This is a genomic window from Streptomyces sp. NPDC030222 (assembly GCF_055573115.1).
This window is the reverse complement of record NZ_JBVICA010000020.1, coordinates 1-24,133: the sequence shown is the minus strand read 5'-3', so window position 1 is coordinate 24,133 and position 24,133 is coordinate 1. Positions and strand designations below refer to the sequence as shown.

Genomic DNA, 24,133 nt, shown 5'->3' with positions numbered 1-24,133 from the left:
TCCCGATCGCCCGTTCCGAACGGCCGCACGCCCCTTCCGGACGGGCGTACGACCCCGAATGGCCTACCCGAGTAACGGATGGGTACATCCATGGCTAAATGGAAGGAAGCGGGTCGTCTCACGGCTGCCGTCACCGCCGGCCGGCCGGTGAGCCGCACCCGGGACACGCCCACCAAAGGGCGGGTTCGGCGGCCGGGTACTTGCGCGATTCGTCCCGCCCGTGTGGACTACGCCCCATGCCCCGCGCGCACGCGCGGGCCGAAGCACTTACCGAAACATGATCAGGAGGCAAGCCGTGAGCGCGACCGCGGACCACGCGGAGGAGCGGACCAACCCGGCCGCACGGCTGGGGTTCGAGCCCGGACAGGTGGTCCAGGAGATCGGCTACGACGATGACGTCGAGCAGGAGCTCCGCGAGGCCATTGAGACCGTGACCGGCCAGGAGGTCGTCGACGAGGACTACGACGACGTGGCCGACGTTGTCCTGCTGTGGTTCCGCGACGAGGACGGCGACCTTACGGACGCGCTGGTGGACGCCATCGGTCTGGTCGACGACGGCGGCACGGTCTGGCTGATGACCCCCAAGACCGGCCGCGACGGATACGTCGAGCCGAGCGACATCAACGAGGCGGCCCAGACCGCGGGCCTCTCGCAGACCAAGAGCATCAACGCGGGCAAGGACTGGACCGGCAGCCGGCTCGTCACCCCGAAGGCGGCCAAGTCCAAGCGCTGAGCCGCACCGGAGCACCCGGGATCCGCCGCAGGGCCCCCGCCGACGTCCGTCGGCGGGGGCCCTGTGCGTAGGCTGAGTCACCCGGACAGACCGAAAGCACTCCGAAGGGAATGTGTATCCATGGCGATCGAGGTCGGCACCAAGGCCCCGGACTTCGAGCTGAAGGACAACCACGGCCGTACCGTGCGGCTCTCGGACTTCCGAGGCGAGAAGAACGTGGTGCTCCTTTTCTACCCCTTCGCCTTCACCGGTGTGTGCACCGGCGAGCTGTGCGCCCTGCGGGACGAGCTGCCGAAGTTCGTCAACGACGACACCCAGCTGCTCGCCGTGTCCAACGACTCCATCCACACCCTGCGGGTCTTCGGCGAGCAGGAGGGCCTGGAGTACCCGCTGCTCTCCGACTTCTGGCCGCACGGCGAGACCTCGCGGGCGTACGGCGTCCTCGACGAGGAGAAGGGCTGCGCGGTGCGCGGCACCTTCGTCATCGACAAGGAGGGCGTGGTGCGCTGGACCGTCGTCAACGCCCTGCCCGACGCGCGTGATCTGAACGACTACGTCAAGGCGCTCGAGACCCTCTGAACCCGCGGGTGAACCGCCGCCGAGAGCGGGGGTGTCCGCCGGAAACCGCACGTGGGCCGGGAACCGGTCACTAGGATCCACACGTTGATCCGAATGCCAATGCACTACGGGGGCGCTGCCCCTCAGACACCAATGGGAGGACTCGTGGGAGTCAGCCTCAGCAAGGGCGGCAACGTCTCGCTGACCAAGGCCGCCCCCAACCTGACCGCGGTCACCGTCGGCCTGGGCTGGGACGTGCGTACGACCACCGGTACGGACTTCGACCTCGACGCCAGCGCACTGCTGACGAACGCCGAGGGCAAGGTGGCCAGCGACGCCAACTTCGTCTTCTTCAACAACCTCAAGAGCCCGGACGGCTCCGTCGAGCACACCGGTGACAACCTCACCGGTGAGGGCGAGGGCGACGACGAGCAGATCAAGGTGAACCTGGCGGGGGTGCCGGCCGACGTCACCAAGATCGTCTTCCCCGTCTCGATCTACGACGCCGAGACGCGCCAGCAGTCCTTCGGCCAGGTCCGCAACGCGTTCATCCGCGTCGTGAACCAGGCCAACAACGAGGAGCTGGCCCGCTACGACCTGAGCGAGGACGCCTCCACCGAGACGGCGATGGTCTTCGGCGAGCTGTACCGCCACGGCGAGGAGTGGAAGTTCCGCGCCATCGGCCAGGGCTACGCCTCGGGCCTGCGCGGCATCGCGCAGGACTTCGGCGTCAACGTCTGAGCCGGAGAAGCACCACCCCGTCCGGCGCCGCACGGATGTGCGGCGCCGGACGCGCTCACCTTTGTGCCACACCCAGGGGAGGAACACGAACATGGGCGTCACGCTCGCCAAGGGAGGAAATGTCTCCCTGTCCAAGGCCGCACCGAACCTCACCCAGGTGATGGTCGGGCTCGGCTGGGACGCGCGGTCCACCACCGGTGCACCCTTCGACCTCGACGCCAGCGCGCTGCTGTGCCAGAACGGCAGGGTCCTCGGGGACGACTGGTTCGTCTTCTACAACAACCTCCGCAGCCCGGAGGGATCCGTCGAGCACACCGGCGACAATCTGACGGGTGAGGGCGAAGGCGACGACGAGTCCCTGATCGTCGACCTCTCCCAGGTCCCGCAGCACTGCGACAAGATCGTCTTCCCGGTCTCCATCCATGACGCCGACAATCGCGGCCAGACGTTCGGCCAGGTCAGCAATGCCTTCATCCGCGTGGTGAACCAGGCCGACGGCCAGGAACTCGCGCGCTACGACCTGAGCGAGGACGCCTCCACCGAAACGGCGATGATCTTCGGCGAGCTGTACCGCTACAACGGCGAATGGAAGTTCCGAGCCGTGGGTCAGGGGTACGCGTCCGGCCTGCGGGGCATCGCTCTAGACTTCGGGGTCAACGTTTCGTAAAGCCGGGTGCGGGCGCGGGGGAATCCTCCTCCCAGGTTCCGCCCGGGGGGACCGCCAACGATTGGGTAGCCAGTGCTTCTGAGAACCTTCGGCTGGTCGTTCGCCATCACGGCGCTCGGCCTCGCTTTCGCCGCGTGGCAGTGGGGGTGGGAGGCGTTCGGGGTCGTACTGATCCTGTCGATCCTCGAGATCTCGCTGTCCTTCGACAATGCGGTGGTCAACGCCGGCATCCTGAAGAAGATGAATGCCTTCTGGCAGAAGATCTTCCTCACCGTCGGCATCCTCATCGCTGTCTTCGGCATGCGGCTGGTCTTCCCCGTCGTCATCGTCGCGATCAGCGCCAAGGTCGGGCCGATCGAAGCGGTCCAGCTGGCCATGAACAACCCCACCCGGTACGAGCACCTGGTCACCGACGCGCACGCCGCCATCGCGGCCTTCGGCGGCATGTTCCTGCTGATGATCTTCCTGGACTTCATCTTCGAGGAGCGGGAGATCAAGTGGCTCGGATGGCTGGAGCGCCCGCTCGCCAAGATGGGCAAGATCGACATGCTGTCGGTCTGCATCGCGCTGATCGTCCTGCTGATCACCGCGATGACCTTCGCCACCCACGCCCACACCAGCACCGGCGTCCAGGACAAGTCCGCCACAGTGCTGCTCTCCGGCGTCGCCGGCCTCATCACGTACCTCGTCGTGGGCGGCCTGTCCGGCTACTTCGAGGACAGGCTCGAGGAGGAAGAGGAGCGCGAGCACGAGGAGGAGGAGAAGGCCAAGAAGGAGGGCAAGCAGGTCTCCGCGGTCGGTCTTGCCGGCAAGGCGGCCTTCTTCCTGTTCCTCTACCTCGAGGTGCTGGACGCGTCCTTCTCCTTCGACGGCGTCATCGGCGCCTTCGCCATCACCAACCACATCTTCTGGATGGCGCTGGGCCTCGGTATCGGCGCCATGTACGTCCGTTCGCTGACCGTCTACCTGGTCCGCCAGGGCACGCTCGACGACTACGTCTACCTGGAGCACGGCGCCCACTACGCGATCGGCGCGCTCGCCGTGATCCTGCTGATCACCATCCAGCACGAGATCAACGAGATCATCACCGGTCTCGTCGGCGTGGTCCTGATCGGCTGGTCCTTCTGGTCCTCCGTCCGCCGCAACCGTGCCCTGGAGGCCGAGGACGGCGAGGAGAAGACCGAGCTCGAGAAGGTCTGACCGGCCGGGGGAGCCCGGTGATCCGTCCGTCTCCCCGAGGGGGGACGGGCAGCCCTGCGGGGGTGCGACCACGGGGAGAACCCGGGGTGTGACCCGGCAGGGGAAGAGGGAACGCTCTGTGCGGGGCGGCCACGAGGCAGCGGGCCTCAGGCCGCCCCGCAGTCGTTCGCGGGGACGCGAGAAACATGGGGGTGGGGACATGGCCTTCTGGGACAACCTGCGCGGCGGGAGGGCAGCGCAGTTCGACTCGGGCAGCGCCGCGTCGAACGCGATCGAGCTGACCAGACGCCGCCCGGTGGTCTCGCTGGCGAAGCAGGGCGCCGACACCGGCAACCTCCGCGTGAACCTCTCCTGGCGGATGCGCACCTCCGACATCGGCGGCCGCTCGCGCGGGAGCGGCATGCTGCGGCACCCGCTGAGGCTGTTCCAGCCCGAGCCGGTCCAGGCGCACACCGGCGTCGTGGTCAACGTGGACCTGGACATCGGCTGTCTGTACGAGCTGGCGGACGGCACCAAGGGGGCGGTCCAGCCCCTGGGCAAGCTCCTCGGCAGCCTCAACGCGCCGCCCTATGTGAAGGTCACCGGCGACGACCGCTTCGGCTCGGGGTCGGGCGAGGACCTGTACGTCAACCTCGACCACCGCGACGCGATCAAGCGGCTGCTGGTCTATGTGTACATCTACGACAGCACGCCGGCCTTCGACCGCACCCACGCCCTGGTGACCCTGTACCCGAGCAACGGCCCCCGCATCGAGATCGCACTCGACGAGCGCGCCCCGCAGGCCCGCTCCTGCGCGGTCGTCTCCCTGGAGAACGTCAAGGGCGAGATGGTGGTCCGCCGCGAGGTGAAGTTCGTGTACGGCTTCCAGGCCGAGCTCGACCGGCTCTACGGGTGGGGCCTGCAGTGGGGGCGGGGCTACAAGTCCAAGGTCTAGGGGCGTCCGATCCGTCGGGCACCCCATAGCCGGGCACCCCGTGGCCGGACACTCCCAAGGCGGATGCCGTCACGACCAGGTCCGCCGGCCCGCCGACCGGCGGTGAAGCGGCCGTCGCCGAGTCCCTAGCCCCGCAGGAACTGCGGCCCCATCGGGGGCAGCCGGAAGCCGGGATCGGGGGCGGGTGCAGCGGCTGCCGCGGGCTGCGGATAGCCGTAGCCCGGGCCGTCGGGGCCCGTCGGCCCGGAGGACGGCTGCGGATACCCGTAGCCCGGCTCGGGCGACGAGGGCTGCGGGTAGCCGTAGGAGGGCACGGGAGGCGCGGGGTGCGGCCGCGGATGGGCGACCGTCGGGGCCACCGGCTCCACTGGGGGGCGCGGCGGTACCACAGGGGCGGCCGCGGCGCCCGTACCGGACGTTCCCGAGGACCCCGCACCGGAGGGCCCCGTGCCGGCGGACCGCCCCGAGTCGTCCGCCGCTGAGTCCTCGTCCACGGAGATGCCGTAGTCCGTCGCCAGGCCGACCAGCCCGGTCGGATACCCCTGGCCCACCGCGCGGAACTTCCACCCGTCCCCGCGCCGGTACAGCTCGCCGCAGATGACCGCGGTCTCCTCGCCGGTCTCCGCGGTCACCTCGAACGTCGCCAGCGGGGTGTCCCCGCCGGCCGCGTCGAACACCATGATCCGCAGGTCCGGTACCGACCGGAACGTTCCGCCGTCGGAGGACGCCGCGATCACCACACGGTCCACCGACGCCGCCAGCGCGGCCAGATCCGCCTCGACGGTGTCCGTCAGGCCCTCGGCGGTCCGCTTCTTCGGCAGCCGGCGCACCAGCCCGGACGGGTGCCGCGGCTGGTTGTAGAACACGAAGTCGTCGTCGTCACGCACACGGCCGTCCGCGCCCAGCAGCAGGGCGGAGGCGTCCACGTCGGGAACACCGGTGCCCGGGGTCCAACGCAGTACGGCCCGTACCGCCGGCGCGTCGAGCGGGACGTTGGAGCCCTTCAGCATCGCGTGCGTCATGCCCGTCATCCTGCCTTCCCTGCCGGGGGCACGACAACGCGGGGGCTGGAACATGCCGCGCAGCGCCGCTATACCGAAAGACATGTGGTCGAAGTGGGCGAGTTACCTGAATTTCATCAACCATGGGAACTGTTGACTCGCGTTTGTACGTACTATTACCGGCCATCTGACATCCGGCCTCATGGGCACCACGGGGGAAACATATGCGTCATTTCGGGTATATCGCACCCTCCGTACGTCAGGACCTGTTCCTTCAGGAGCCGTGCGAGTTCACCGCCGATTCCCCGCGCCGACTGCTCTCCGTGGCGCTCGGTGCCACGCTGTACAGCCCCGCCACCCGGCCGCAGCTCGCCGACGACATGGTCAAGCAGGCCGCGCGCGGGGTGGTCTCCATGGTGCTGTGCCTGGAGGACGCCATCAGCGACGCCGAGGTCGGGGAGGCCGAGCGCAACCTCGTCCAGCAGCTGACCGAACTCGACGCCCGCGGTGCCGACCTCCCCCTGCTGTTCATCCGGGTCCGCGAACCCGAGCAGATCCCCGACCTGGTCCGCCGCCTCGGCCCCGCCCGGCGGCTGCTGTCCGGATTCGTACTCCCGAAGTTCACGGCGAAGACCGGCATCCCCTACCTCGAGGCCCTCACCGCAACCGACACGGACGGTGACCGTCCGCTCTACGCCATGCCCGTCCTGGAATCGCCCGAGCTGCTCCACCTCGAGACCCGTGTCGAGACCCTCGGCGGCATCTCCGGCACCATCGAGCAGTACCGGGACCGCATCCTCGCCCTGCGCCTCGGCGTCACCGACTTCTGCTCCGCCTACGGACTGCGCCGCTCGCCCGACATGACCGCCTACGACGTCCAGATCGTCGCCCAGGTCATCGCCGACGTGGTCAACATGCTGGGCCGCGCCAACGGCACCGGGTTCACGATCACCGGCCCCGTGTGGGAGTACTTCCAGGCCAAGGAGCGGATGTTCAAGCCGCTGCTGCGCCGCAGCCCCTTCCTCGAGGGGAGCGCGGAGGAATTGCGTGACACCCTGATCGAGCACGACATGGACGGGCTGCTCCGGGAGATCGAGCTGGACCGTGCCAACGGCCTCCTCGGCAAGACCTGCATCCACCCCACGCACGTCCTGCCCGTCCACGCACTGTCCGTGGTCAGCCACGAGGAGTTCAGCGATGCCCAGGACATCCTCCGCCCCGAACGCACCGGGGGAGGGGTCATGCGCTCCGCGTACACGAACAAGATGAACGAGGTGAAGCCGCACCGCGCCTGGGCGGAACGGACCCTGCTGCGCGCCGAGGTCTTCGGCGTCGCCCGCGAGGACGTCGGCTTCGTGGATCTGCTCGCCGCCGGACTGAACGGCTGACGAAGGGTGACGAACGACGTGGTGTGGTCGGGAACATGGGTCGCAGAGCGGCTGGGAGTCCGGATCCTCGGGGACGAGAAGCTGGGCGAACTCCTGGGACTGGCTCTGCGCCGCAATCCCAAGCGGGCACACCTCCTGGTGTCCAACGTGCTGGGCAAGCACGTGCCGCAGAGCCCCGCCACCGTGTGGAACACCGGGTACGAACTCGGTTCCCGCGTCCGTGAACTGCTCGGCGACGCGGACGCCCGGCGCGCCGTCGTCCTCGGGTACGCCGAGACCGCGACCGGCCTCGGCCACTCCGTGGCCGACGGCCTGGGCCTCGCCCCCTATCTGCACTCCACCCGGCGGCCCGTCGACGGAGTGGCGGCCGCCGGAGGCTTCGAGGAGTCCCACTCCCACGCCACCTCGCACCTGCTGCTGCCCGAGGACCCCCGGCTGCTCTCCCGCGACGGCCCGCTGGTGCTCGTCGACGACGAGTTCTCCACCGGCAACACCGTCCTCAACACGATCCGCGACCTCCACGGGCGCCACCCCCGCGACCGCTACGTGATCGTCGCCCTGGTCGACATGCGCTCGCCGGAGGACCGGGAGCGGTTCGACGGGTTCGCCCGGGACATCGGTGCCAAGGTCGACCTGGTCGCCACCGCCTCGGGCACGGTGAGACTCCCCGAGGACGTCCTCGAGGCGGGCATGCGGCTGGTCGCCGAACACGAGACGTCCGCCCCGGCCACCACCGTCGCGGCCGCGCCCGCCGCCGACGTGGTCCGCGTAGACCTCGGCTGGCCGCGGGACGTACCGGACGGCGGACGCCACGGATTCACACCGGCTCACCGCGCGGCACTGCACGGCGCGCTCCCCGCCATGGCGGACCGCATCGCGGGCGGACTCGACGGCACGCTCCACGACTCCGCCAAGGTGCTCGTACTCGGTTTCGAGGAGCTGATGTACGCGCCGCTGCGCCTCGCCGTCGCGCTCCAGAGCAGGCTCCAGCGCACCGGCGGCGGTGCCGAGGTGCGCTACTCGACCACCACCCGCTCGCCCGTCCTCGCCGTCGACGACCCCGGATACGCGATACGCACCCGGATCGCCTTCCCCGCCCACGACGACCCCGCCGACGGACCCGGCGAGCGCTACGCCTACAACGTCGCGGGCGGCGGGTTCGACGCCGTCGTCGCCGTCGTCGACTCGGCCGCCGACACCCCGGAACTCCACGTCCCCGGCGGGCTCCTCGCCCAGCTCGCCGCGCACATACCCCGTGTGGTGCTCGCCGTCGTGCCCACGTACACCCCCCGTACCCCGCAGGCCGCGGCCTCCCGCGCCCCGCACACACCCCAACGGCAGGAACCCACCACGATGCCCCCGCTGCCCGAGCCCCTGCGCGGTCCGGACTTCTCCTCCTACGCCCCCGAGGACGTCGGCTGGCTCCTCAAGGACCTCTCCGACGCCGTCCTGGAGGCACCCACCGAGGAACGCGAGGAAGCCATCCAGAACGGCGGCGCCCACTACGCCGAGTCGCTGCCCGTCGAGTACCAGCCCTCCGACGAGTACCAGGACCTCTTCCGGGCCGCCCTCGACACCTCGGCCGCCCGGATCGCCCGCGCCGTCGGCACGGTCACCGAAACCGTGCTCGCCGAGCGGTCCCAGCGCCCCGTCCTCGTGTCCCTGGCCCGCGCCGGCACCCCCGTCGGTGTGCTGATGCGCCGCTGGGCGGCCGCCCGCCACGGCCTCGACCTGCCCCACTACGCCGTGTCCATCGTCCGCGGCCGCGGCATCGACCCCAACGCACTGCGCTGGCTCGCCACACACCACGACCCCGCCGACGTCGTCTTCGTCGACGGCTGGACGGGCAAGGGCGCCATCACCCGCGAACTGGCCGCTGCGCTCGGCGAGTTCGAGGGCTTCGACCCGGAGATAGCGGTACTCGCCGACCCCGGCTCCTGCGTCCGCACCTACGGCACCCGCGAGGACTTCCTCATCCCCTCCGCCTGCCTCAACTCCACCGTCTCCGGCCTGATATCCCGCACGGTGCTCCGCGCCGACCTCATCGGGCCGGGCGACTTCCACGGCGCCAAGCACTACCGCGAACTCGCCGGCGCCGACGTCTCCGGCATGTTCCTGGAAACCGTCGCCGCCCGCTTCGACGAGGTCGCCGCCGATGTCGACCAGGCCGCCAAGGAACTCCGCGGCGCCGACCGCACCCCCACCTGGGCAGGCTGGGCCGCCGTCGAACGGATCAGCGAGGAGTACGGCATCCACGACGTCAACCTCGTCAAGCCCGGCGTCGGCGAGACGACCCGCGTCCTGCTGCGCCGCGTCCCCTGGAAGATCCTCGCCCAGCGCGACGCCGGCGCCGACCTCGACCACGTCAGACTGCTCGCCGCCCAGCGAGGCGTACCCGTCGAGGAGGTCGACGGCCTCCCCTACAGCTGCGTCGGCCTCATCCACCCCCGGTACACCCGGGGCGCGACCGGCGTCGACGGCAAGGCGGTGACCGTCAAGTGAGCGTGCTCGTCGCCAGCGACCTGGACCGGACCCTCATCTACTCCTCGGCCGCCCTCCAGCTCGGCGTCCCCGACGCCCAGGCACCCCGGCTGCTCTGCGTCGAGGTCCACGAGGGCAAACCGCTCTCGTTCATGACCGAGACCGCGGCCCGGCTGCTCGCCGGGCTCGCCGCGGACACCGTGTTCGTACCGACCACCACCCGCACCCGCAAGCAGTACCAGCGGATCTCCCTGCCCGGCCCCACCCCCCGCTACGCGATCTGCGCCAACGGCGGCCACATCCTCGTCGACGGCGCCTCCGACCAGGAATGGCACCGCAGCGTCACCATCCGGCTCGCCGACGAATGCGCGCCCCTGGAGGAGGTCCACTTCCGCCTCGCCGCCACCGCCGACCCGGCCTGGCTGCGCAAGCACCGCATCGCCGAGAACCTCTTCACCTACCTCGTCGTGGAACGTGACCGGCTGCCCGCCGAGTGGACCGAGGAACTGGCCGTCTGGGCCGGGGAACGGGGCTGGACCGTCTCGCTCCAGGGCCGCAAGATCTACGCCGTCCCGAAGCCGCTCACCAAGAGCGCAGCCATGCACGAGGTCGCCCGCCGCACCGGAGCCACCCTCACCCTCGCCGCCGGGGACTCGCTCCTCGACGCCGACCTGCTGCTCGCCGCCGACCGTGCGTGGCGACCCGGACACGGCGAGCTCGCCGACGTCGACTGGACCGCCCCGCACCTCACCCCGCTCACCGAGCGCGGGGCCGCCGCGGGGGAGGAGATCCTCCGCCGGCTCGGCTCCTTCACGGAGGCGTTCAACGGCTCCTTGAACGACTCCGTCATCCCGGCCCGGACGGGCTTCCCGGGCGGTGTCCGTACGGATTCCTCCGGCGGTGTTCGCACGGACTCCCCCGGCGGTGTTCGGACGGACTCCTCGGGTGGTGTCCGTACGGACTCCTAGACCAGGGCCGGTGTCTCTGCCGCCGGTTAGAGTTCCGGCATGACCAAGGGGAACGCAACCAGGATGACCGACGAGTTGTACGCCTACATGCTGGCGCACAACCCTCCGCTGGACGCCGTGCAGCGGCAGCTGGTCGAGACGACGTACGCCGAACTCCCCGACTACGCCGGGATGCAGTCCGCCGAGGAACAGGCACCACTGCTCGCATTCCTCGTCCGGCTCGTCGGGGCCCGCCACGTGGTCGAGGTCGGCACGTTCACCGGCTTCTCCGCTCTCGCCATGGCCCAGGCCCTGCCCGCGGACGGACGGCTGATCGCCTGCGACATATCGGAGGAGTGGACCGCGTACGGCCGCGATGCCTGGGCCAAGGCGGGTGTGGCGGACCGTATCGACCTGAGGATCGCCCCCGCGCTGGACACCCTGCGGGCCATGCCCGAGGAGCCGCACATCGACTTCGCGTACATCGACGCGGACAAGGAGAGCTACATCGCCTACTGGGAGGAGCTCGTGCCGCGCATGCGGCAGGGCGGCATGATCGCCGTGGACAACGTCTTCTTCCACGGCGACGTCCTGGACGGGGCGCCGGGAACGGCCGGCGCGGCGATACGGGCGTTCAACGAGCACGTGAAGGCGGACGCGCGGATGGACAGCGTCATGCTGCAGGTCGCGGACGGCGTCACGCTGTCGCGCAAGCGCTGACGGATGGTGGGGGTGGGTGCCGCGGCGGAGCGGCGCCCACCCCGCGGACCGGTCTCATGTGTTCGGGCGGGTCACGTGTTCGGGCGGGTCACGTGGTCGGCCCAGTCACGCACGTGATCGGCTGGTACACGCGCTCGGCCCGGTCACGTGCTCGGCCCAGTCACGTGGTCCTCAGCCGGGCTTCTCAGCCGCAGCAGCCCCCGCCGCAGCAACCGCCTCCGCCGCCCGCGCCGCCGGAGGACGGGGCCGGGGCGGGCCCGGACCTGGCGGATCCGCCGACCGCCACGGTGGAGAGCAACTTGACGGTGTCCTCGTGCCCGGCCGGGCACACCGCGGGCGCGGACGACTCCGCCATCGGACGACTCAGCTCGAACGTGTCGCCGCAGGGGCGGCACCGGTACTCATAACGTGGCATGCGCCCCAGGTTAACCGCCGAACGGGGTCCGCCAGGTGCGCTCCCGCTCCGCGGTCGTCGCGATATGCCGCTGCCTGCCCGCCCGCTCCTCCTGGGCGGCCAGCTCGGGATGGCGTGCCCGCCAGTACGGGTTGTCGTGCGGCAGGGCGCTGCCCACCCTCCCGTACATCCCGAACACCATCAGCATCAGGCCCACCACATAGCTGAACAGCACGTTCTGGATCCGGAAGGCGAGGAAGTTGTAATCCGTCTCCAGCAGGGCGAGATTCACGAAGCCGCTGAGGATGAACGCGATGCCCAGGACCATGTTGAGCGTCGACGCGGCATTGCCGCCGATCACCATCCCCACGAACAGCAGCAGCCCCACACAGATCGACAGCACGCTCAGCGCGCCGTTCGTATTGAGCCCCCCGACCGTGTCCCCGCGGGTGTCGAACCAGCCGACCTTGTCCAGCAGCCCGAGGATCCCGAACGCCAGCAGCACCAGCCCGGTCAGCCCGGCCCCGATGCGGTAGACCTTGCTGAGCCGGTGATCGACGGGGAGGTGCTCGTCCAGCCGGATGCGTCTCCGGTGGGCCTTGGAGCCCCCGGAGTGCACGTGAGCGGCCATGCGCGGGTCTCCCTCCACTCGCTCCCAGGATCCGCCCCTGCCCGAGCGGGGGCCACCCGGGAACGCGGCGGCCGGGAGGGGGCGTCCGAGGAGGGGGCGGCCGGGTCGGGGGTCGTTCGGGGAGGGGGCGGCCGGGTCGGGGGGCCTGGGAACGGGCTGACCGGGTCGGGGGTCGCTCGGGAACGGAGGCAGCCGGGTGGGGGGCTGGGAACGGGCTGGCCGGGTCGGGGGTCGTCCGGGGACGGGGCGGCCGGACCGGGGGGACGCTCGGGAACGGATGCCGCCGGGTCGGGGAGCTTCCGGAAAACGGACGGGCTGGCCAGGTCGGGGGCCGCCGGGGAGCGGGTCGGCCGGAGCGGGCGCACCCGGGGGTCGAGCCGGCCCGCCCCCGGTCAGCCCGTCCCCGCGCCGCGCTCCTCGCGGATCCGGGCGACGACACGGGAGGCGGTGGCCCGCACCGCCTCGGTCTCCGTGAGGAAATGCCAGTAGTCGGGATGACGGCCCTCAAGGGTGCCGGCCGCCCGTTCCAGCCGGGCGACCGCGTCGTCCAGGGGCCCGGCGTCCCGCGGGTCGGGCGTGCTGCGGCCCGACATGGCCAGCCGCTGCGCGTCCCTGATCGCGAAACGGGTCCGCTCTATCTCCTGCCGCGGGTCCTTGGCCACCGCATCGAGCCTCCGGAGCCGGTCCCCGGCAGCGGACACGCTCTCGTCCGTGGAGTTCAGCAGCGCCCGTACGGTGCTCAGCAGCGAGGTCGCATCGGCCCAGCGCTGCTCCTCACGCGCCTTGGCGGCCTCCTTCAGCTTGCTCTCGGCCTGCCCGACGGACTTCGCCGTCTGCTCCGGAACGTGCTGGAGGTCCTGCCAGCAGGCGGCCGTGAAACGCCGGCGCAGCTCGCTCAGCACCGGCTCCACACCACCGGCCCGCGTGGTGAGCGCCTGGGCGCGGGTGCGCAGCGACACCAGACGGCGGTCGATTTCGGCGGCCCGCTCGGGCAGCCGCTCGGCCTCGGCGCGCACCGCCTCGGCGTCGCGCAGCACCCGGTCCGCGCGCTGGAGCGTGGCGGCGACACCGTGCCGCCCCGCGCCCTCGTTGAGCCGCGTCAGCTCGGGCGCCAGCGCCGCGAGACGCGCGGCGAGGTCGCCCGCCTGCAGGCCGGAGGCCCGTACCGCGTCGAGGGCGTTGCTCGCGGACAGGAGTGCCTGCCGCGCCCGCTCCACCGCCGGAGCCAGCCGCGCGAGCTGGGTCTCCGCGGTCTCCAGCAGCGAGCCCAGCCCCTGCCCGAACCGGTCCAGGTCACCCTTGACCCGCACCAGCTCGTCCTTGGCGGCCGTCAGTTCCGTACGCGCCCGGGACGCAGCAGCCGCCTCCAGATCGTCGCGGTCCAGATCATGCGCGTCGACCGCCGTGATGTACCGGTGGCTCACCTCGTCGATGCGCCTGCCCAGCGCCGCGAAATCCTCCGCGGCGCGCCGGGCCGCCGGAGAGTCGTCCACCGCCGTGATCGTCTCGATCGAGATCCGCAGATCCCGCTGCGCCGTGTCCAGCTCGTAGAACGCCGCGGCCGCCGCGTCCTTCGCGGCCTGTGCCTCGGCCCGCAGCCCCTCGCCGCGCCCCCCGAACCAGCGGCGCGTCCCCCCGCCCGTGATCGCCGCCGGCAGTACGGCGGCGATCACGGGCAACGGCAACAGCGCCAGCGTGAGAACGTCCCGGACGGCACCGGCTTTCGTGTACGGCCGCGAGTGTGTCGCCGTCACATCCCTCTCCCGTGCTGTGTCCGTCGTGTCCGGTCATTCTCCCACCCGGTAACGACGAACACACGGGCCGTTCAGTTCACTCCGCGCACGTCGACGTCCCCGTTGACACTGCGCACCGATACGACGTGCGTGCTGCTGTCGTCGCGCCGCACGCCCACCCCGACGTCCCCGTTGGTGCTGTCCGTCGTCAGCCGGTACGCGGCGTCCGGCAGCCGGACCCCGAGGTCACCGTTCCTCCCGGAGAGCGCGACCCGGTCCGGCACCACCGCGAACCCGACCCGGACGTCACCGTTCGACGAGTCCACGGCCACCGACCGGCCCCTGACGCCCTCCGCCGTGATGTCCCCGTTGGATCCGCTCAGCTTCAGCTCCCCGGCCGAGTCACGCACGGTCACGTCCCCGTTGCTGGACCTCACCTCGAGACGCGCGGTGAACTCCCTGGCGGTCACGTCCCCGTTGTCCCCGTCCACGACGACGGCGAGCCCCCGCGGCACCGTCACCTCGTACCGTGCCCGGCACGCACTGGCGAGCCCGTCGCAGTCCACCCCCAGGTCCAGCCGCCCGTCCTCCATCGTCCACCAGGCGTCGGGCCCGTTCCCCAGGAACACCCACCCGTCGACGCGCCGCTCGACCTGCACGTCCTTCACGTCTCCCGGGACGATCACCAGGTCCGCGCTCTCCACGTCGACGACGAGCGCCTTCCCCGCGACGGGGAAGGCTCGCCGCTCCACGGGCGCGCTCTCCAGGTCCCCGTCCCCGCATCCCGCCAGCCCGAGCGCCAGCAGGGCGCCGCCGCCGACGGCGAGCAACGCGCGCACATTCCTCCGCCGAGGCCTCCCGCCGGCCTGCCCATCGGTCCTCACGTGATCGTCTCCCCCGTCGTCCCGTGCCCGGCAGCTCCCGCTGGCTCCGGCCTCCGCCCCAAGCCAACCACCCCCACCTCCACCCCACGATCCGGCGTCCCACCCTCCCCACGGTGGGGCTACCCCCAGGCGGGCCACCCCGGCCACACCACCCCGGGTAACGGTTTGCGACCGTCCCCCGTCGGCCATGTACGCTGTTCCCTCGTCCACGGGTGCGTAGCTCAGGGGTAGAGCGCTGCTCTTACAAAGCAGATGTCGGCGGTTCGAAACCGTCCGCGCCCACCAGTGCAAAGGCCCCTCGCCGATCATGGCGAGGGGCCTTTGACATCTATTGCTGACATCAACGGGGACGGTCGGTCACGACCGGGGACGCCTCTTGAGCAGCCGGTCCATGTGGCTGACGGCCTCGCGCTGCGTGTCCTGGACGACGTGCGTGTAGACGTTCATCGTGACGGCGATCTGGCTGTGCCCGAGGATCTCCATCACGACGCGGGGAGCGACCCCCGCCGCGGTGAGGAGAGTCGCGCAGCCATGCCGCGCGTCGTGGAGCCGGATGACACGAAGGCCGGCGCGGTCGGCGACGCGGGTGAACGAGCGGTAGAGGTTCCGCGGCTCGATCGGCAGTCCGGTACGGCTCGTGAAGACGTAGCCGGTGTCCTTCCAGTTCTCGCCGGCGCGGGCGCGCTGGGCCGCCTGCCGCATGCGCTGCCAGCGGAGGGGAGCAACGCAGATGGCGGGGAGCGGCAGGGTCTGCTTCCGGCGGCGTCCTTTGGGGTCGTCCTCGTACACCTCACCGCGGACACGCTGGCGCTGCGTGCGGACACGGATCTCGCGCTTCTCCAGGTCCAGGTTTTCCCAGCGAAGCCCGACGATCTCACCACGGCGGAAGCCGAGGGCGATGGCGAGCACGAAGGCCGCGTAGAGCGGATCCCGGCGCGCAGCCGTCAGGAAGCTGAGCGTTTCGTCCAGGGACCACGGCGACAGGTCGCGCGCCTCGACCGAGGGAGGCTCGACCAGCGTTGCCACGTTCCGCATGACCAGCTCTTCGCGGCAGGCGGCCGTCAGGGCCGTGCGCAACACGCGGTGCGATTCCTTGGCGGTGGCGGCGGTGGTCTTCTTCTCCAGCTGCACGAGGAAGCGACGGACGTCGGCGACGCTCAGCGATTCCAGCCGCTTGGAGCCGAGCATAGGCACGAGGTAAAGCCGGACGTGGACCTCGTACTTGGCGTAGGTCGTGCGCTTCCGCCGGGGCTTGACGATGTTGTCCAGCCAGTAGGGCAGCCACTCAGCGAGCTTGGCCGACTTGGTGGGCACTGGGATGCCGTGGTCCACCTTGTCGAGTAGCTCCCGGCGCTTGGCGTCGCACTCGGCCCAGGTCTTGCCGTAGGCGAACTTGCGGGCACGGGTGCCGTCCGGCTGGAGGACGTAGACCGCGGCTTGGTAGCGGCCGTCCTTGCGCTTGGTGATGGTTCCGGCGCCATTGGGGTTGCGCTTGCGCTGCGTGGCCATCAGGAAGCTTCCTCCTCGATCGTGTGGGCGATGAAGTCGCGGACGGCGTCGGCGGGGATGCGCCGGGCTCGGCCGATGGTGATCGAGACCAGGCGACGGGAGCGGATGAGGTCATAGACCGTGGAACGTCCGAGTTTGAGCCGTGCCATGACCTCGGGCACGGTCAGCAGTTCGGCGGTGGCGGTGGTCATGCTGCGGCTCCTTCCAGGGCGAGTTGGTCGTGTAGGGCTTCGCGGGCCGCTTCACGGTTGAGCTGGAGGTCCCGGGCGATGGAGGCCGCGAGGACGGATTCGCCGGGGCTGTGGCCGTGGCCGGCGTACTGCCAGTCGGTGAGGACGAGGACGGTGGGGTCCTGGCCGGGGTCGGGCAGGTCGAGGGCTTCGCGCTGTTCGGCGGCGCGATAGTCGGCGCGGATCTGGCGGAGTGCGCCGAGGGTGGTGGAGTAGTGGCGGGACTTGCTGGAGAAGTGGCCGCGGAAGCCGAGCATGTGGGCCCAGGCCCACAGCCGCCGGTCCTGGTAGACGGGGTCGAGGTCCTTGCAGGCCCGGATGAGGCGCCGGGCGTGTTCGGGGACCTGGTGGCGGTCGAGTTCGGCGAGTTCACCGATCCGGCGGTCGAGGGTGCCGGTCGTCTCGGCAGCTTTGGTGGCGTACTTGGCGACGTAGGAGGCGACGGCCTGTTCGGTGATGTCGGCACCGTCGTCGAAAGCACGGATGGGCCGGATGTCGAGCTGGGTGCCCCAGCGCAGGGGCCGGGCCGGGTGACCCTCGGCGGCCGGGACAGTGATCGTGGTGTACCGGTGGGCTGCAGCGGCGCGGATGGCGTCGGTCAGAAGCTGGACGGTGGCCCAGGCCGGCGGGGAGGTGCCCGGGCCGTCCGATCCGTCGAGGCGGATGACGGCATGGAAGTGGACGGCGCCGCGCTTCTGGAACTCGGCGACCTTGCCGTAGGAGAGCCGGGCTTCTTCCTTCAGTTCGCGTTGGGTGAGTCCGGCGCGGGCGGCGATCTCGCGGCGGAGGCGGTTGGTGAAGCGCTGCCACAGCTCGCCCGCGTGGTTGTTGAAGAGGACGGCGGCGGCGTAGTCGTAGGTCTCGGGGTCCAGCGGTGTGCCGAGCGACGGATCATCGGCGGCGTGGCTCGTGCCGCAGCGGCAGCGGCCGGTGTCGGGGCGGTTGTGGACCGGTCCGAAGGACGGGGCGGTGAGGGTGGCGAAGACGCGGGGGTGGTCGCGGACGGTTGCCGGGATGTCCTTGCCTTCGTCGCCCGCGAGGCCGGCGTGGATGAGGTGGTAGGTGTCGGCGGCGTACAGCCAGGCGCAGGAAGGGCAGCGGGAGGCTCGGCGGTTGCCGCAGGCCAGGCGGAGCCGTCCGCCCGGTTCGGCCTGGGTGGTGTAGCTGTGCAACGTCTCGCCGGTGGCCTTGTCCTTGGTGAGGGTCCAGCCGGTGACGTGGATTGGTCGGGCGCAGCCTCCGGTCCGCCGGACCTGGTCCTGCCAGCGGTCGAAGTCGGGAGAGCCTGCGACGCGCAGCGCGTCGGCGAGGAACAGCGGGTCGATGCCCCCGGCCGCCGCCACATCAGCGACGGCGACCGAGGACACGGGCAGGTGACTCACCAGCGACACCCCCGCCGGTAGTCGTTGGCGGAGTTGCAGGTCGGGCCGGACACCGGGGCGTCACGGCCGGCCTTCTTCTCGACGGGGCGGTGCCGCTCCAGGTCGTCGTGGAAGTACCTCACGTGTCCCTGGTGACTGCCCTCACGCTTGGCTTCCTCGATCGCTTGGTCCATGTCGCGCTCGAACCGATCGCCAGCGTCGTCGTCGTTCTTGCGGCTGAAGAGCCCCATCAGACCGTCACCGCCGCGAGCTTGGTGCGGACGGGGACGGTGCCGGTGCCGAGGCAGGCCGGGCAGTGGGCGGTGATGGTGCGGAGGTGGCCGGCGCGGTCGCGTCCGCCGAGGGTGACGGCGACGGCGGGGAAGCCGTCGCAGCTGGGGCAGATGCGTGTCGGGGCAGGGGTGGGCTGGGCCATGATGGGGGCTTCCTTTCGATTGCGGTTGGAAGGGGCCGGACCGTCCGGGCGGCGGCGATGCTTGGCGGCTTGTGCGCCGCCCGGGGCCGGTCAGTGTGTGATGGCGCGGGGACCGCGGCGGCCGGGGGTGTCCTTGGCCGCGTACATGGCGGCGTCAGCGGCAGAGAGCGCGTGGGTGAGGCTGCGGACCGGCAGGTCTGCCAGGCGGCAGGAGCCGATCGAGACGGACACAGGCAGCGTCCGTCCCTGGAAAGCCAGGGGCCCATTCAGTGCGTGGGCCAGGGCGTCGAGCTGCGGGCAGCCGCTGACAGTGGGGCGGACGATGGCCACGAATTCGTCTCCGCCGAGTCGGCCAGCGATGCCGTGGCGGCCGCACCAGTTCGCGAGCCGGGACGCGGTGGCGGTCAGAGCGGCGTCTCCGGCGGCGTGGCCATGCGTGTCGTTGAGGTTCTTGAAGTCGTTTAGGTCGAGCAGCAGGACGAGTGCGTCACCGTGGCGGCGGATGAGGCGTTCGGCGCGGGCGGTCCATCCGGCGCGGGTGCGGAGTCCGGTGAGCGGGTCGCGGCGGGCGGCGGCCAGGCGGTGAGCGAGGAGGCCTGAGTGGGCGGCCCAGCCGAGGAGCGGCAGGCATAAGGCGAGCGCGGGCAGGTCCATGGTTCTCCTTTGCTGCGGTTGGAGGGGGCATGGTGGCCGTCCGGGCGGTGGCGATGCTTGGCGGCTTGTGACACCGCCCGGCGGCCGGTCAGTGGTTGAACTCCTGGCGGAGCAGGCGGACCAGGAGCAGGAGGACCGCGCCGCTGATGGCCAGGGCGAGGCCGGTGATGGCAACCGCGAGGAGCGTGGAGGTGAGCACCACGCCGACCACGACGACGCCGGTCACGGTCGCGGCCGGGTTGGCGCGGACCAGGTCAACCAGACCGGGCCCGGCGGTGGACGCGGGGGCCGACGGGGCGGTCCGCTCGTCCGGGGCCAGTACGGGGCTGTGGGTGTGGGCGGCCGGGGCGTAGGTGTCGGGCGTCGGGTACTTGGGCTTGAACACGGTCGTTCTCCTTTCGGTTCGGGTCACTTGGCGAACGGGTCGATGGCCGGGGCCAGGAAACTGTCGGCGAGGAGGTAGCCGCCGAGCAGCAGGACGGCGACCAGCCAGATCGGCGGGCGGACGAGTTTGATGCCGAGGGCACCGACGACGATCAGCGCGAGCCAGAGCGGGACGTCCATGGCGGTCTCCCTTGCGGTCAGCGGGGGTTGCAGCGGTGCGTGCGGGCGGCGAGTTCGGCGGCCGGGCGGTTGAGGTAGTCGGCCGACCAGTCGCAGCCGGGTGCGGTGCAGGCGGCGGCGTGTGCTTCGCGGCCGTACCGGTCGGTGTGGGTGCCGATCTGGACGGGGCCGATGCGGTCGACGTCCCAGAAGCGGTTGCGTGCCATGTCGGGTCACCCCCTCTCGGCGAGTTGAGCGTCGGTGTAGGTCTCGACCGCGGTGGCGTACGCGGTGGCGGCGGCCAGCAGTTCCCGGGCGAACTTGAGCTGCTCGGCGGCGGGGACGCTGTCCTCGGCGCAGAGCGTCAGCGAGGCGTACTTGTCGTGCACGACGAGGATCGGAGTGCGCTTCGTGCCGTAGTCGTGGCACAGGACGAACGGTTTCTCGGTGATGTGGAAGCTGATGGATGCGGCGGTGGGACTGGACACGAGGGACCTCCGTCAGGCGAGCTGGGCGGCGATGGCGTCGGCCATCGGGGCGGGGACACCGAGGCGGGCACGCAGCGTCTCGGCGTCGATGGCGCGGCCGGTCGTCGAGCGGTGGGCGTCGGCGAGCTTCCGCGCGTGGGCGATGAGTGCGGGCGGTACGTGTGGTGCCGGGGGCAGAGCCGGGGCGGGGTCGGGCTCGGTGATCTCTTCGCACACAGGCTCGGGTTCGGTATCGGCGGGTTCGACCGGTAGCGGTTCGGCGATCCCGGGTTCCGCGGCCGGGGTGTGGACGAGGAGGGTTCCGCCGAGGAAGGCGAGTGCCGGCCATCCCGCGACGAGGATGCGAAGCCAGTCCGGTACGTGATTCAGGTCGAGCAGTCCGGCCGTGGCGACGTTCGCGCCGAGTGACGCGGCGAGTGCGACCGCGAACCAGGTCCAGGCGGCCCGCCGTGGCGTGTCGGTGTCCCGCAGGGCCCGGAGGCGTCGCCAAGCGGCGACGAGCAGCAGGTCCACGGAGACCGGGTAGGCCCACGCCTTCCAGCCGTCCTGCCCTGCGGCGGCAGCCAGGTCGTGCAGGTGGGAGAAGGACAGGGCACCGGCGATGACGGCTTGTACGAGTGCGGCATCCAGGCGGAGCGAGGACCGCATGAGGTCACTCCTTGTCCGGGACCAGGGCGAAGGCCGACAGCGAGGCGTCGGGGCGGAAGGCGGCGAGACCGGGGATGTCCGGCGTCAGGTGCGCATGCTCTGTGCAGGCTGCGACGGCGTCGTTCAAGGTCGTCAGGGGACTGCGGACGAGTGACCACCCGCCGGACGAGTCGCCCGCCACCGCCGTGCCCCGCTGATCGGGACCGATCGACGTCGCAGCCAGGACCGCGAGCGGGCTGATGTCACCAAGGGCCATCTTGGCGGTGGCTTCGTCATTCACCCGGTGCGAGATACGGCCGGTGAGCTGGGCCCGAAGAGCCGTCGCACCCTTGCCGAGTTCGGCGCCGAACCTCTGGCCGCACACCTCCAGGTAGATGCCGGCGGCCCGGCCGAGCTGGGCGAGCCGTACGAGCTGGGTGACCATCTGGTCCCGGCGCTTTTCCTCGGCCGCGGTCGCAGTGAGGAAGAGTTCCGCCACCTCGTCGATGAACACCACGAGCGGGACGGGCCGGGTGTCTTCAGGCAAGCCCCAGATGTCCGAGGTGATCGACTCCGGAGCGGTTCCAGGCGCGAGGCGTTGCGCGGTGCGGATCAGCTCGTATCGCTCGGTCATCTCGACGACCAGGGCGTCCAGCAGGTCCGCGGCTTCCTCAGGGGTGCAGGCCAGCGCCGACAACCGCGGTGCGAACGGCGCGAGTTCCACACCCCATTTGCAGTCGATGCCGACGAGGGCGACCGGCTGCGGAGCCAGCCCCGCGAACAGGCCACGCAGGTAGACCGACTTCCCCGACTCCGTCGCGCCCATGACCAGCTCATGCGCGATGGCCCTGAAGTCCCGTACGTGCGCGATCCCGTCGGAACGGAGAGCCACCGGCACCTTCAGCAGGCCAGACGGAGCCTTGCGGGGCATGACGACCCTCCGCAGAACGTCGTAGCCGATCAGCCGGACCTGAAGCCATCCCGGTTTGAGCGCCGTGACGTGGATGCCGTTCGCCCGCCAGGAGTGCCGAAGCCGCTCGGTCGCAGTCTGGAAGTCGTGGACTTCCTGTCCGGGCTGCATCCTGATCCGTAACACCAGCCCGCTGGTGGTGATCCGCACTCCGGTGAGCCGGGGCACCATGCGGGACGGGGGCCGCTTCATGGCCGCCGCAATGGCGAGCCGGAGCCGGGACGGAGGCTCGGTCAGCCCGCACGCCTCCATCACCGAGCGGTACGTGGCCGCGATCCGAACGAGCTTGGCGAGCGCGCCGAAGGCGAGCCAGTACCAGACGGGCCGCTGCCAGCGCAGCGCCACCAGCCCAGCGGCTATGAGCGCCAAGCCGATGAGCGCGGTTGTCTGTCCGCCGGTCATCGGTCAGCCCGCCAGCGAGGTGACCGCAGCGGCGCGGAAGGAAATCCCGTGCCGCTTCTGCCCGTTGAACTCGTTCTCCCACGGCCGGGCCACCAGGCCGGTCAGCGCGACCGGGGTACCCATGGCCAGCTCGCCGGAGATGTCCGCCTCGGCCACGGTCACCGTGACGACCTCGGCGTTGCCGTGCGCGACGAACAACACGTCCACCGTCATCAGAGCGCCGCCGGTCTCGGCGTCCACGGCGAGCACACCGTTCTTCTTGTCCTTCATCTTCTGCTGGGGCGGCTGGGCGACCATCACGGTCACGCCGGTCATGTCCACGGGGATCAGACGCACAGAGATCACTCCTCTAGAAGTGCTGAACTCCGTCACTCATGTATATGAGTGACATGAAGAAGAGTGCATCACTCCTGTATATGAGTCAACCCGCCGCGGAGAAGAAATCGCGGCGGGCTGGAGGGAGTTGAGTGGGTGTCAGTCGGTGGCGGGGATGCGGTAGCTGAAAACGAACTGGTCAGCGGCCATGAGCGTGTCGCACACCTCGACCACACGACCCTCCTCGGTCACCGCGTTGCGGACGAGGTGAATGACTGGTGCACCAGGGCTCAGGGCCAGTTCTGATGCCTCGGCCTTGGCCGCCGGCCGGGCCTGAAGCATCTCGACGAACTCGGCGAACTCATGGCCGTGGTCTTCGAGTCGGGCGTAGATGCCACCGGGGCCCGGGTTCTCGGCGAACAACTCGGGGATGTCCTTGACCACGTCCCACGGAAGGTACGAGGTGGCCGTCTCGACCGGGGTGCCGTTGCGGAAGTAGAGCCGCCGACGCGCGAGCACCTGGGCGCCGGCCTCGACGCCGAGCCGTTCGGCGATGTCCTCGGGGGCCTCCATCGGGCCGATGTAGAGGACGCTCACTTTGGCCGTGGCGCCGGACTGCTCGGACTCAGCCAGGTACGCGGCCTTGCCGCCCCGCCGATGCGATGCCCGGAACCGGTCCGACGACCGCAGCCGTACGGGCGGCCTGTCCTTCACCATCGAGCCCTTGCCGTGGCGAGTGTCCACCAGGCCACTGGCCCGGACCTCCACCATCGCCTTACGAATCGTCCCGCTGGAGACGCCGTAGCGCTCGACCAGCTCGGACTCACTCGGCACCATGTCACCAGGCTTGAGGACACCTGCCCGGATCTGCTGAACGATCTCGTCGGCGATCTGAACGTACCGAGGTACGGCCCTGCCACCTCCTACCGCGGTTCCCATAGTCCTTCTCTTCCTCCTATGCTCCTGTACATGAGTACGGGTTCCCCGCAGCACAAGTCAACGCCACCACTGCACTCCGTGTCCGTCGCCGGAGCCGTGGTACGCGAGGACGGACGGCTACTGGCGATCCGCCGAGCGGACAACGGCACTTGGGAGCTCCCGGGCGGGATCCTCGAACTCACCGAGTCCCCCGAAGAAGGCGTCTGCCGCGAGGTCTGGGAAGAGACCGGCATACACGTCGAGGTGGACCGCCTGACAGGCGTCTACAAGAACACGACACGGGGCATCGTCGCCCTGGTCTTCCGATGCAAGCCCTCCGGGGGCACCGAGCGCACATCCGAGGAATCAACGGCAGTCGACTGGCTCACGCCCGACGAGGTCGCCGAGCGCATGTCCGAGGTCTTCGCGATCCGACTCCTGGACGCCCTAGAGGGGGACACACCCCACGTGCGGAGCCACGACGGCAAGCACCTGATCCCTGTCGGATCCCAGCTGATGCCTGACGTTCTGGTCCCAGGTGATGCTTGACGGTGGGCCTAGACAACGTAGGGGGCCCCGTGGGGCTTGTTGGCTTTCACGTTACGGACCGGGACGTCGGTCGTGCGCCGGATCACCCGGACCTGGCCATCCAGATCGACGGTGATCGT

30 protein-coding genes and 1 tRNA gene are annotated in these 24,133 nt (G+C 70.5%); 12 read left to right on the top strand and 19 right to left on the bottom strand.

Features of this window, described 5'->3' with window-relative positions:
* Positions 1-295 precede the first annotated feature (295 nt).
* From ACZ4Z5_RS25520 to ACZ4Z5_RS25495, 6 genes are all read left to right on the top strand, one after another.
* A complete protein-coding gene (locus ACZ4Z5_RS25520) occupies positions 296-733 on the top strand; it encodes a DUF3052 domain-containing protein (protein ID WP_468266588.1) in 438 nt (145 codons plus the stop codon).
* A gap of 120 nt (positions 734-853) precedes the next feature.
* A complete protein-coding gene (locus ACZ4Z5_RS25515; protein ID WP_468266586.1) occupies positions 854-1,312 on the top strand; it encodes a peroxiredoxin in 459 nt (152 codons plus the stop codon).
* A 144-nt stretch (positions 1,313-1,456) separates the two neighbouring features.
* Positions 1,457-2,032, top strand: a complete 576-nt coding sequence (locus ACZ4Z5_RS25510; RefSeq protein ID WP_468266584.1) for a TerD family protein — start codon at positions 1,457-1,459, stop codon at positions 2,030-2,032.
* Between the two features lie 91 nt (positions 2,033-2,123).
* Complete coding sequence (locus ACZ4Z5_RS25505) at positions 2,124-2,699, top strand: TerD family protein (RefSeq protein ID WP_468266582.1); 576 nt, start codon at positions 2,124-2,126, stop codon at positions 2,697-2,699.
* 72 nt (positions 2,700-2,771) lie between these two features.
* Positions 2,772-3,899: a DUF475 domain-containing protein gene (locus tag ACZ4Z5_RS25500; protein ID WP_468266580.1), complete on the top strand. Its 1,128-nt coding sequence runs from the start codon at positions 2,772-2,774 to the stop codon at positions 3,897-3,899.
* 199 nt (positions 3,900-4,098) lie between these two features.
* A complete protein-coding gene (locus tag ACZ4Z5_RS25495; protein ID WP_468266578.1) occupies positions 4,099-4,833 on the top strand; it encodes a TerD family protein in 735 nt (244 codons plus the stop codon).
* 125 nt (positions 4,834-4,958) lie between these two features.
* On the opposite strand, the gene ACZ4Z5_RS25490 is transcribed toward ACZ4Z5_RS25495, so the two are convergent.
* On the bottom strand, positions 4,959-5,864 hold the full coding sequence (locus ACZ4Z5_RS25490) for a TerD family protein (protein WP_468266576.1): 906 nt from the start codon (positions 5,862-5,864) through the stop codon (positions 4,959-4,961).
* Positions 5,865-6,058: 194 nt separating this feature from the next.
* Between ACZ4Z5_RS25490 and ACZ4Z5_RS25485 the strand changes: the two genes are divergently transcribed.
* Genes ACZ4Z5_RS25485 through ACZ4Z5_RS25470 form a run of 4 tightly spaced genes read left to right on the top strand, consistent with a single transcriptional unit; the run spans position 6,059 to position 11,370 of the window.
* The gene (locus ACZ4Z5_RS25485) at positions 6,059-7,222 is read left to right on the top strand and encodes an HpcH/HpaI aldolase/citrate lyase family protein (protein WP_468266574.1); all 1,164 of its coding nucleotides are present in this window, start codon (positions 6,059-6,061) and stop codon (positions 7,220-7,222) included.
* A gap of 6 nt (positions 7,223-7,228) precedes the next feature.
* Complete coding sequence (locus tag ACZ4Z5_RS25480) at positions 7,229-9,724, top strand: phosphoribosyltransferase (RefSeq protein ID WP_468266572.1); 2,496 nt, start codon at positions 7,229-7,231, stop codon at positions 9,722-9,724.
* The gene (locus tag ACZ4Z5_RS25475; RefSeq protein ID WP_468266570.1) at positions 9,721-10,671 is read left to right on the top strand and encodes an HAD family hydrolase; all 951 of its coding nucleotides are present in this window, start codon (positions 9,721-9,723) and stop codon (positions 10,669-10,671) included. The genes ACZ4Z5_RS25480 and ACZ4Z5_RS25475 overlap by 4 nt, the downstream gene beginning before the upstream one ends.
* Before the next feature lie 39 nt (positions 10,672-10,710).
* The gene (locus tag ACZ4Z5_RS25470) at positions 10,711-11,370 is read left to right on the top strand and encodes an O-methyltransferase (protein ID WP_468266568.1); all 660 of its coding nucleotides are present in this window, start codon (positions 10,711-10,713) and stop codon (positions 11,368-11,370) included.
* A gap of 184 nt (positions 11,371-11,554) precedes the next feature.
* On the opposite strand, the gene ACZ4Z5_RS25465 is transcribed toward ACZ4Z5_RS25470, so the two are convergent.
* The 4 genes from ACZ4Z5_RS25465 to ACZ4Z5_RS25450 form a co-directional block, all read right to left on the bottom strand.
* Positions 11,555-11,785: an FmdB family zinc ribbon protein gene (locus ACZ4Z5_RS25465; protein WP_468266566.1), complete on the bottom strand. Its 231-nt coding sequence runs from the start codon at positions 11,783-11,785 to the stop codon at positions 11,555-11,557.
* Between the two features lie 10 nt (positions 11,786-11,795).
* A complete protein-coding gene (locus tag ACZ4Z5_RS25460; protein WP_468266564.1) occupies positions 11,796-12,395 on the bottom strand; it encodes a DUF4383 domain-containing protein in 600 nt (199 codons plus the stop codon).
* Positions 12,396-12,787: 392 nt separating this feature from the next.
* Positions 12,788-14,149 carry a hypothetical protein gene (locus ACZ4Z5_RS25455; protein WP_468266562.1) on the bottom strand — a complete coding sequence of 454 codons (1,362 nt, stop codon included), beginning with the start codon at positions 14,147-14,149 and terminating at the stop codon, positions 12,788-12,790.
* 71 nt (positions 14,150-14,220) lie between these two features.
* Positions 14,221-14,967 carry a DUF4097 family beta strand repeat-containing protein gene (locus ACZ4Z5_RS25450; protein WP_468266560.1) on the bottom strand — a complete coding sequence of 249 codons (747 nt, stop codon included), beginning with the start codon at positions 14,965-14,967 and terminating at the stop codon, positions 14,221-14,223.
* Between the two features lie 255 nt (positions 14,968-15,222).
* On the opposite strand from ACZ4Z5_RS25450, the gene ACZ4Z5_RS25445 reads away from it, so the two are divergent.
* Positions 15,223-15,297, top strand: a tRNA-Val gene (locus ACZ4Z5_RS25445).
* Between the two features lie 72 nt (positions 15,298-15,369).
* Here ACZ4Z5_RS25445 and ACZ4Z5_RS25440 read toward each other — a convergent pair.
* The 14 genes from ACZ4Z5_RS25440 to ACZ4Z5_RS25375 all read right to left on the bottom strand — a co-directional run bounded on the left by ACZ4Z5_RS25440 (position 15,370) and on the right by ACZ4Z5_RS25375 (position 23,486).
* Positions 15,370-16,521: a site-specific integrase gene (locus tag ACZ4Z5_RS25440; protein WP_468266558.1), complete on the bottom strand. Its 1,152-nt coding sequence runs from the start codon at positions 16,519-16,521 to the stop codon at positions 15,370-15,372.
* On the bottom strand, positions 16,521-16,712 hold the full coding sequence (locus ACZ4Z5_RS25435) for a helix-turn-helix domain-containing protein (RefSeq protein WP_468266556.1): 192 nt from the start codon (positions 16,710-16,712) through the stop codon (positions 16,521-16,523). The genes ACZ4Z5_RS25440 and ACZ4Z5_RS25435 overlap by 1 nt, the downstream gene beginning before the upstream one ends.
* Entirely contained in the window at positions 16,709-18,133 is a 1,425-nt protein-coding gene (repSA, locus tag ACZ4Z5_RS25430) for a replication initiator protein RepSA (protein WP_468266554.1), read from the bottom strand. Before repSA ends, ACZ4Z5_RS25435 begins: the two co-directional genes overlap by 4 nt.
* Entirely contained in the window at positions 18,130-18,363 is a 234-nt protein-coding gene (locus ACZ4Z5_RS25425; protein WP_468266552.1) for a hypothetical protein, read from the bottom strand. Before ACZ4Z5_RS25425 ends, repSA begins: the two co-directional genes overlap by 4 nt.
* Positions 18,363-18,548: a hypothetical protein gene (locus ACZ4Z5_RS25420; RefSeq protein ID WP_468266550.1), complete on the bottom strand. Its 186-nt coding sequence runs from the start codon at positions 18,546-18,548 to the stop codon at positions 18,363-18,365. The genes ACZ4Z5_RS25425 and ACZ4Z5_RS25420 overlap by 1 nt, the downstream gene beginning before the upstream one ends.
* Positions 18,549-18,638: 90 nt before the next feature.
* Entirely contained in the window at positions 18,639-19,202 is a 564-nt protein-coding gene (locus ACZ4Z5_RS25415; protein ID WP_468266548.1) for a GGDEF domain-containing protein, read from the bottom strand.
* Between the two features lie 88 nt (positions 19,203-19,290).
* Positions 19,291-19,587: a SpdD protein gene (locus tag ACZ4Z5_RS25410; RefSeq protein ID WP_468266546.1), complete on the bottom strand. Its 297-nt coding sequence runs from the start codon at positions 19,585-19,587 to the stop codon at positions 19,291-19,293.
* 23 nt (positions 19,588-19,610) lie between these two features.
* Entirely contained in the window at positions 19,611-19,766 is a 156-nt protein-coding gene (locus ACZ4Z5_RS25405; RefSeq protein ID WP_468266544.1) for a hypothetical protein, read from the bottom strand.
* A gap of 17 nt (positions 19,767-19,783) precedes the next feature.
* Complete coding sequence (locus ACZ4Z5_RS25400; RefSeq protein WP_468266542.1) at positions 19,784-19,972, bottom strand: mobile element transfer protein; 189 nt, start codon at positions 19,970-19,972, stop codon at positions 19,784-19,786.
* 6 nt (positions 19,973-19,978) lie between these two features.
* Complete coding sequence (locus ACZ4Z5_RS25395; protein ID WP_468266540.1) at positions 19,979-20,233, bottom strand: hypothetical protein; 255 nt, start codon at positions 20,231-20,233, stop codon at positions 19,979-19,981.
* A gap of 12 nt (positions 20,234-20,245) precedes the next feature.
* The gene (locus tag ACZ4Z5_RS25390) at positions 20,246-20,881 is read right to left on the bottom strand and encodes a DUF2637 domain-containing protein (protein WP_468266538.1); all 636 of its coding nucleotides are present in this window, start codon (positions 20,879-20,881) and stop codon (positions 20,246-20,248) included.
* Positions 20,882-20,885: 4 nt separating this feature from the next.
* Positions 20,886-22,232, bottom strand: a complete 1,347-nt coding sequence (locus ACZ4Z5_RS25385) for an FtsK/SpoIIIE domain-containing protein (RefSeq protein ID WP_468266537.1) — start codon at positions 22,230-22,232, stop codon at positions 20,886-20,888.
* A 3-nt stretch (positions 22,233-22,235) separates the two neighbouring features.
* Positions 22,236-22,568: an SCO3933 family regulatory protein gene (locus ACZ4Z5_RS25380; RefSeq protein ID WP_468266535.1), complete on the bottom strand. Its 333-nt coding sequence runs from the start codon at positions 22,566-22,568 to the stop codon at positions 22,236-22,238.
* A gap of 138 nt (positions 22,569-22,706) precedes the next feature.
* Positions 22,707-23,486 carry a GntR family transcriptional regulator gene (locus tag ACZ4Z5_RS25375; protein WP_468266533.1) on the bottom strand — a complete coding sequence of 260 codons (780 nt, stop codon included), beginning with the start codon at positions 23,484-23,486 and terminating at the stop codon, positions 22,707-22,709.
* A gap of 18 nt (positions 23,487-23,504) precedes the next feature.
* Here ACZ4Z5_RS25375 and ACZ4Z5_RS25370 point away from each other — a divergent pair, with 18 nt between their 5' ends.
* Positions 23,505-24,014 carry an NUDIX hydrolase gene (locus ACZ4Z5_RS25370; RefSeq protein WP_468266531.1) on the top strand — a complete coding sequence of 170 codons (510 nt, stop codon included), beginning with the start codon at positions 23,505-23,507 and terminating at the stop codon, positions 24,012-24,014.
* Positions 24,015-24,133: the final 119 nt, after the last annotated feature.

Excerpts from the sequence above, each read along its gene's own strand:
- ACZ4Z5_RS25515 (WP_468266586.1), top strand. The coding sequence starts at position 854 with ATGGCGATCGAGGTCGGCACCAAGGCCCCGGACTTCGAGCTGAAGGAC.
- ACZ4Z5_RS25505 (WP_468266582.1), top strand. The coding sequence starts at position 2,124 with ATGGGCGTCACGCTCGCCAAGGGAGGAAATGTCTCCCTGTCCAAGGCC.
- ACZ4Z5_RS25495 (WP_468266578.1), top strand. The coding sequence starts at position 4,099 with ATGGCCTTCTGGGACAACCTGCGCGGCGGGAGGGCAGCGCAGTTCGAC.
- ACZ4Z5_RS25490 (WP_468266576.1), bottom strand. The coding sequence starts at position 5,864 with ATGACGGGCATGACGCACGCGATGCTGAAGGGCTCCAACGTCCCGCTC.
- ACZ4Z5_RS25485 (WP_468266574.1), top strand. The coding sequence starts at position 6,059 with ATGCGTCATTTCGGGTATATCGCACCCTCCGTACGTCAGGACCTGTTC.
- ACZ4Z5_RS25470 (WP_468266568.1), top strand. The coding sequence starts at position 10,711 with ATGACCAAGGGGAACGCAACCAGGATGACCGACGAGTTGTACGCCTAC.
- ACZ4Z5_RS25465 (WP_468266566.1), bottom strand. The coding sequence starts at position 11,785 with ATGCCACGTTATGAGTACCGGTGCCGCCCCTGCGGCGACACGTTCGAG.
- ACZ4Z5_RS25460 (WP_468266564.1), bottom strand. The coding sequence starts at position 12,395 with ATGGCCGCTCACGTGCACTCCGGGGGCTCCAAGGCCCACCGGAGACGC.
- ACZ4Z5_RS25440 (WP_468266558.1), bottom strand. The coding sequence starts at position 16,521 with ATGGCCACGCAGCGCAAGCGCAACCCCAATGGCGCCGGAACCATCACC.
- ACZ4Z5_RS25435 (WP_468266556.1), bottom strand. The coding sequence starts at position 16,712 with ATGACCACCGCCACCGCCGAACTGCTGACCGTGCCCGAGGTCATGGCA.
- ACZ4Z5_RS25425 (WP_468266552.1), bottom strand. The coding sequence starts at position 18,363 with ATGGGGCTCTTCAGCCGCAAGAACGACGACGACGCTGGCGATCGGTTC.
- ACZ4Z5_RS25420 (WP_468266550.1), bottom strand. The coding sequence starts at position 18,548 with ATGGCCCAGCCCACCCCTGCCCCGACACGCATCTGCCCCAGCTGCGAC.
- ACZ4Z5_RS25415 (WP_468266548.1), bottom strand. The coding sequence starts at position 19,202 with ATGGACCTGCCCGCGCTCGCCTTATGCCTGCCGCTCCTCGGCTGGGCC.
- ACZ4Z5_RS25405 (WP_468266544.1), bottom strand. The coding sequence starts at position 19,766 with ATGGACGTCCCGCTCTGGCTCGCGCTGATCGTCGTCGGTGCCCTCGGC.
- ACZ4Z5_RS25400 (WP_468266542.1), bottom strand. The coding sequence starts at position 19,972 with ATGGCACGCAACCGCTTCTGGGACGTCGACCGCATCGGCCCCGTCCAG.
- ACZ4Z5_RS25390 (WP_468266538.1), bottom strand. The coding sequence starts at position 20,881 with ATGCGGTCCTCGCTCCGCCTGGATGCCGCACTCGTACAAGCCGTCATC.
- ACZ4Z5_RS25385 (WP_468266537.1), bottom strand. The coding sequence starts at position 22,232 with ATGACCGGCGGACAGACAACCGCGCTCATCGGCTTGGCGCTCATAGCC.
- ACZ4Z5_RS25375 (WP_468266533.1), bottom strand. The coding sequence starts at position 23,486 with ATGGGAACCGCGGTAGGAGGTGGCAGGGCCGTACCTCGGTACGTTCAG.
- ACZ4Z5_RS25370 (WP_468266531.1), top strand. The coding sequence starts at position 23,505 with ATGCTCCTGTACATGAGTACGGGTTCCCCGCAGCACAAGTCAACGCCA.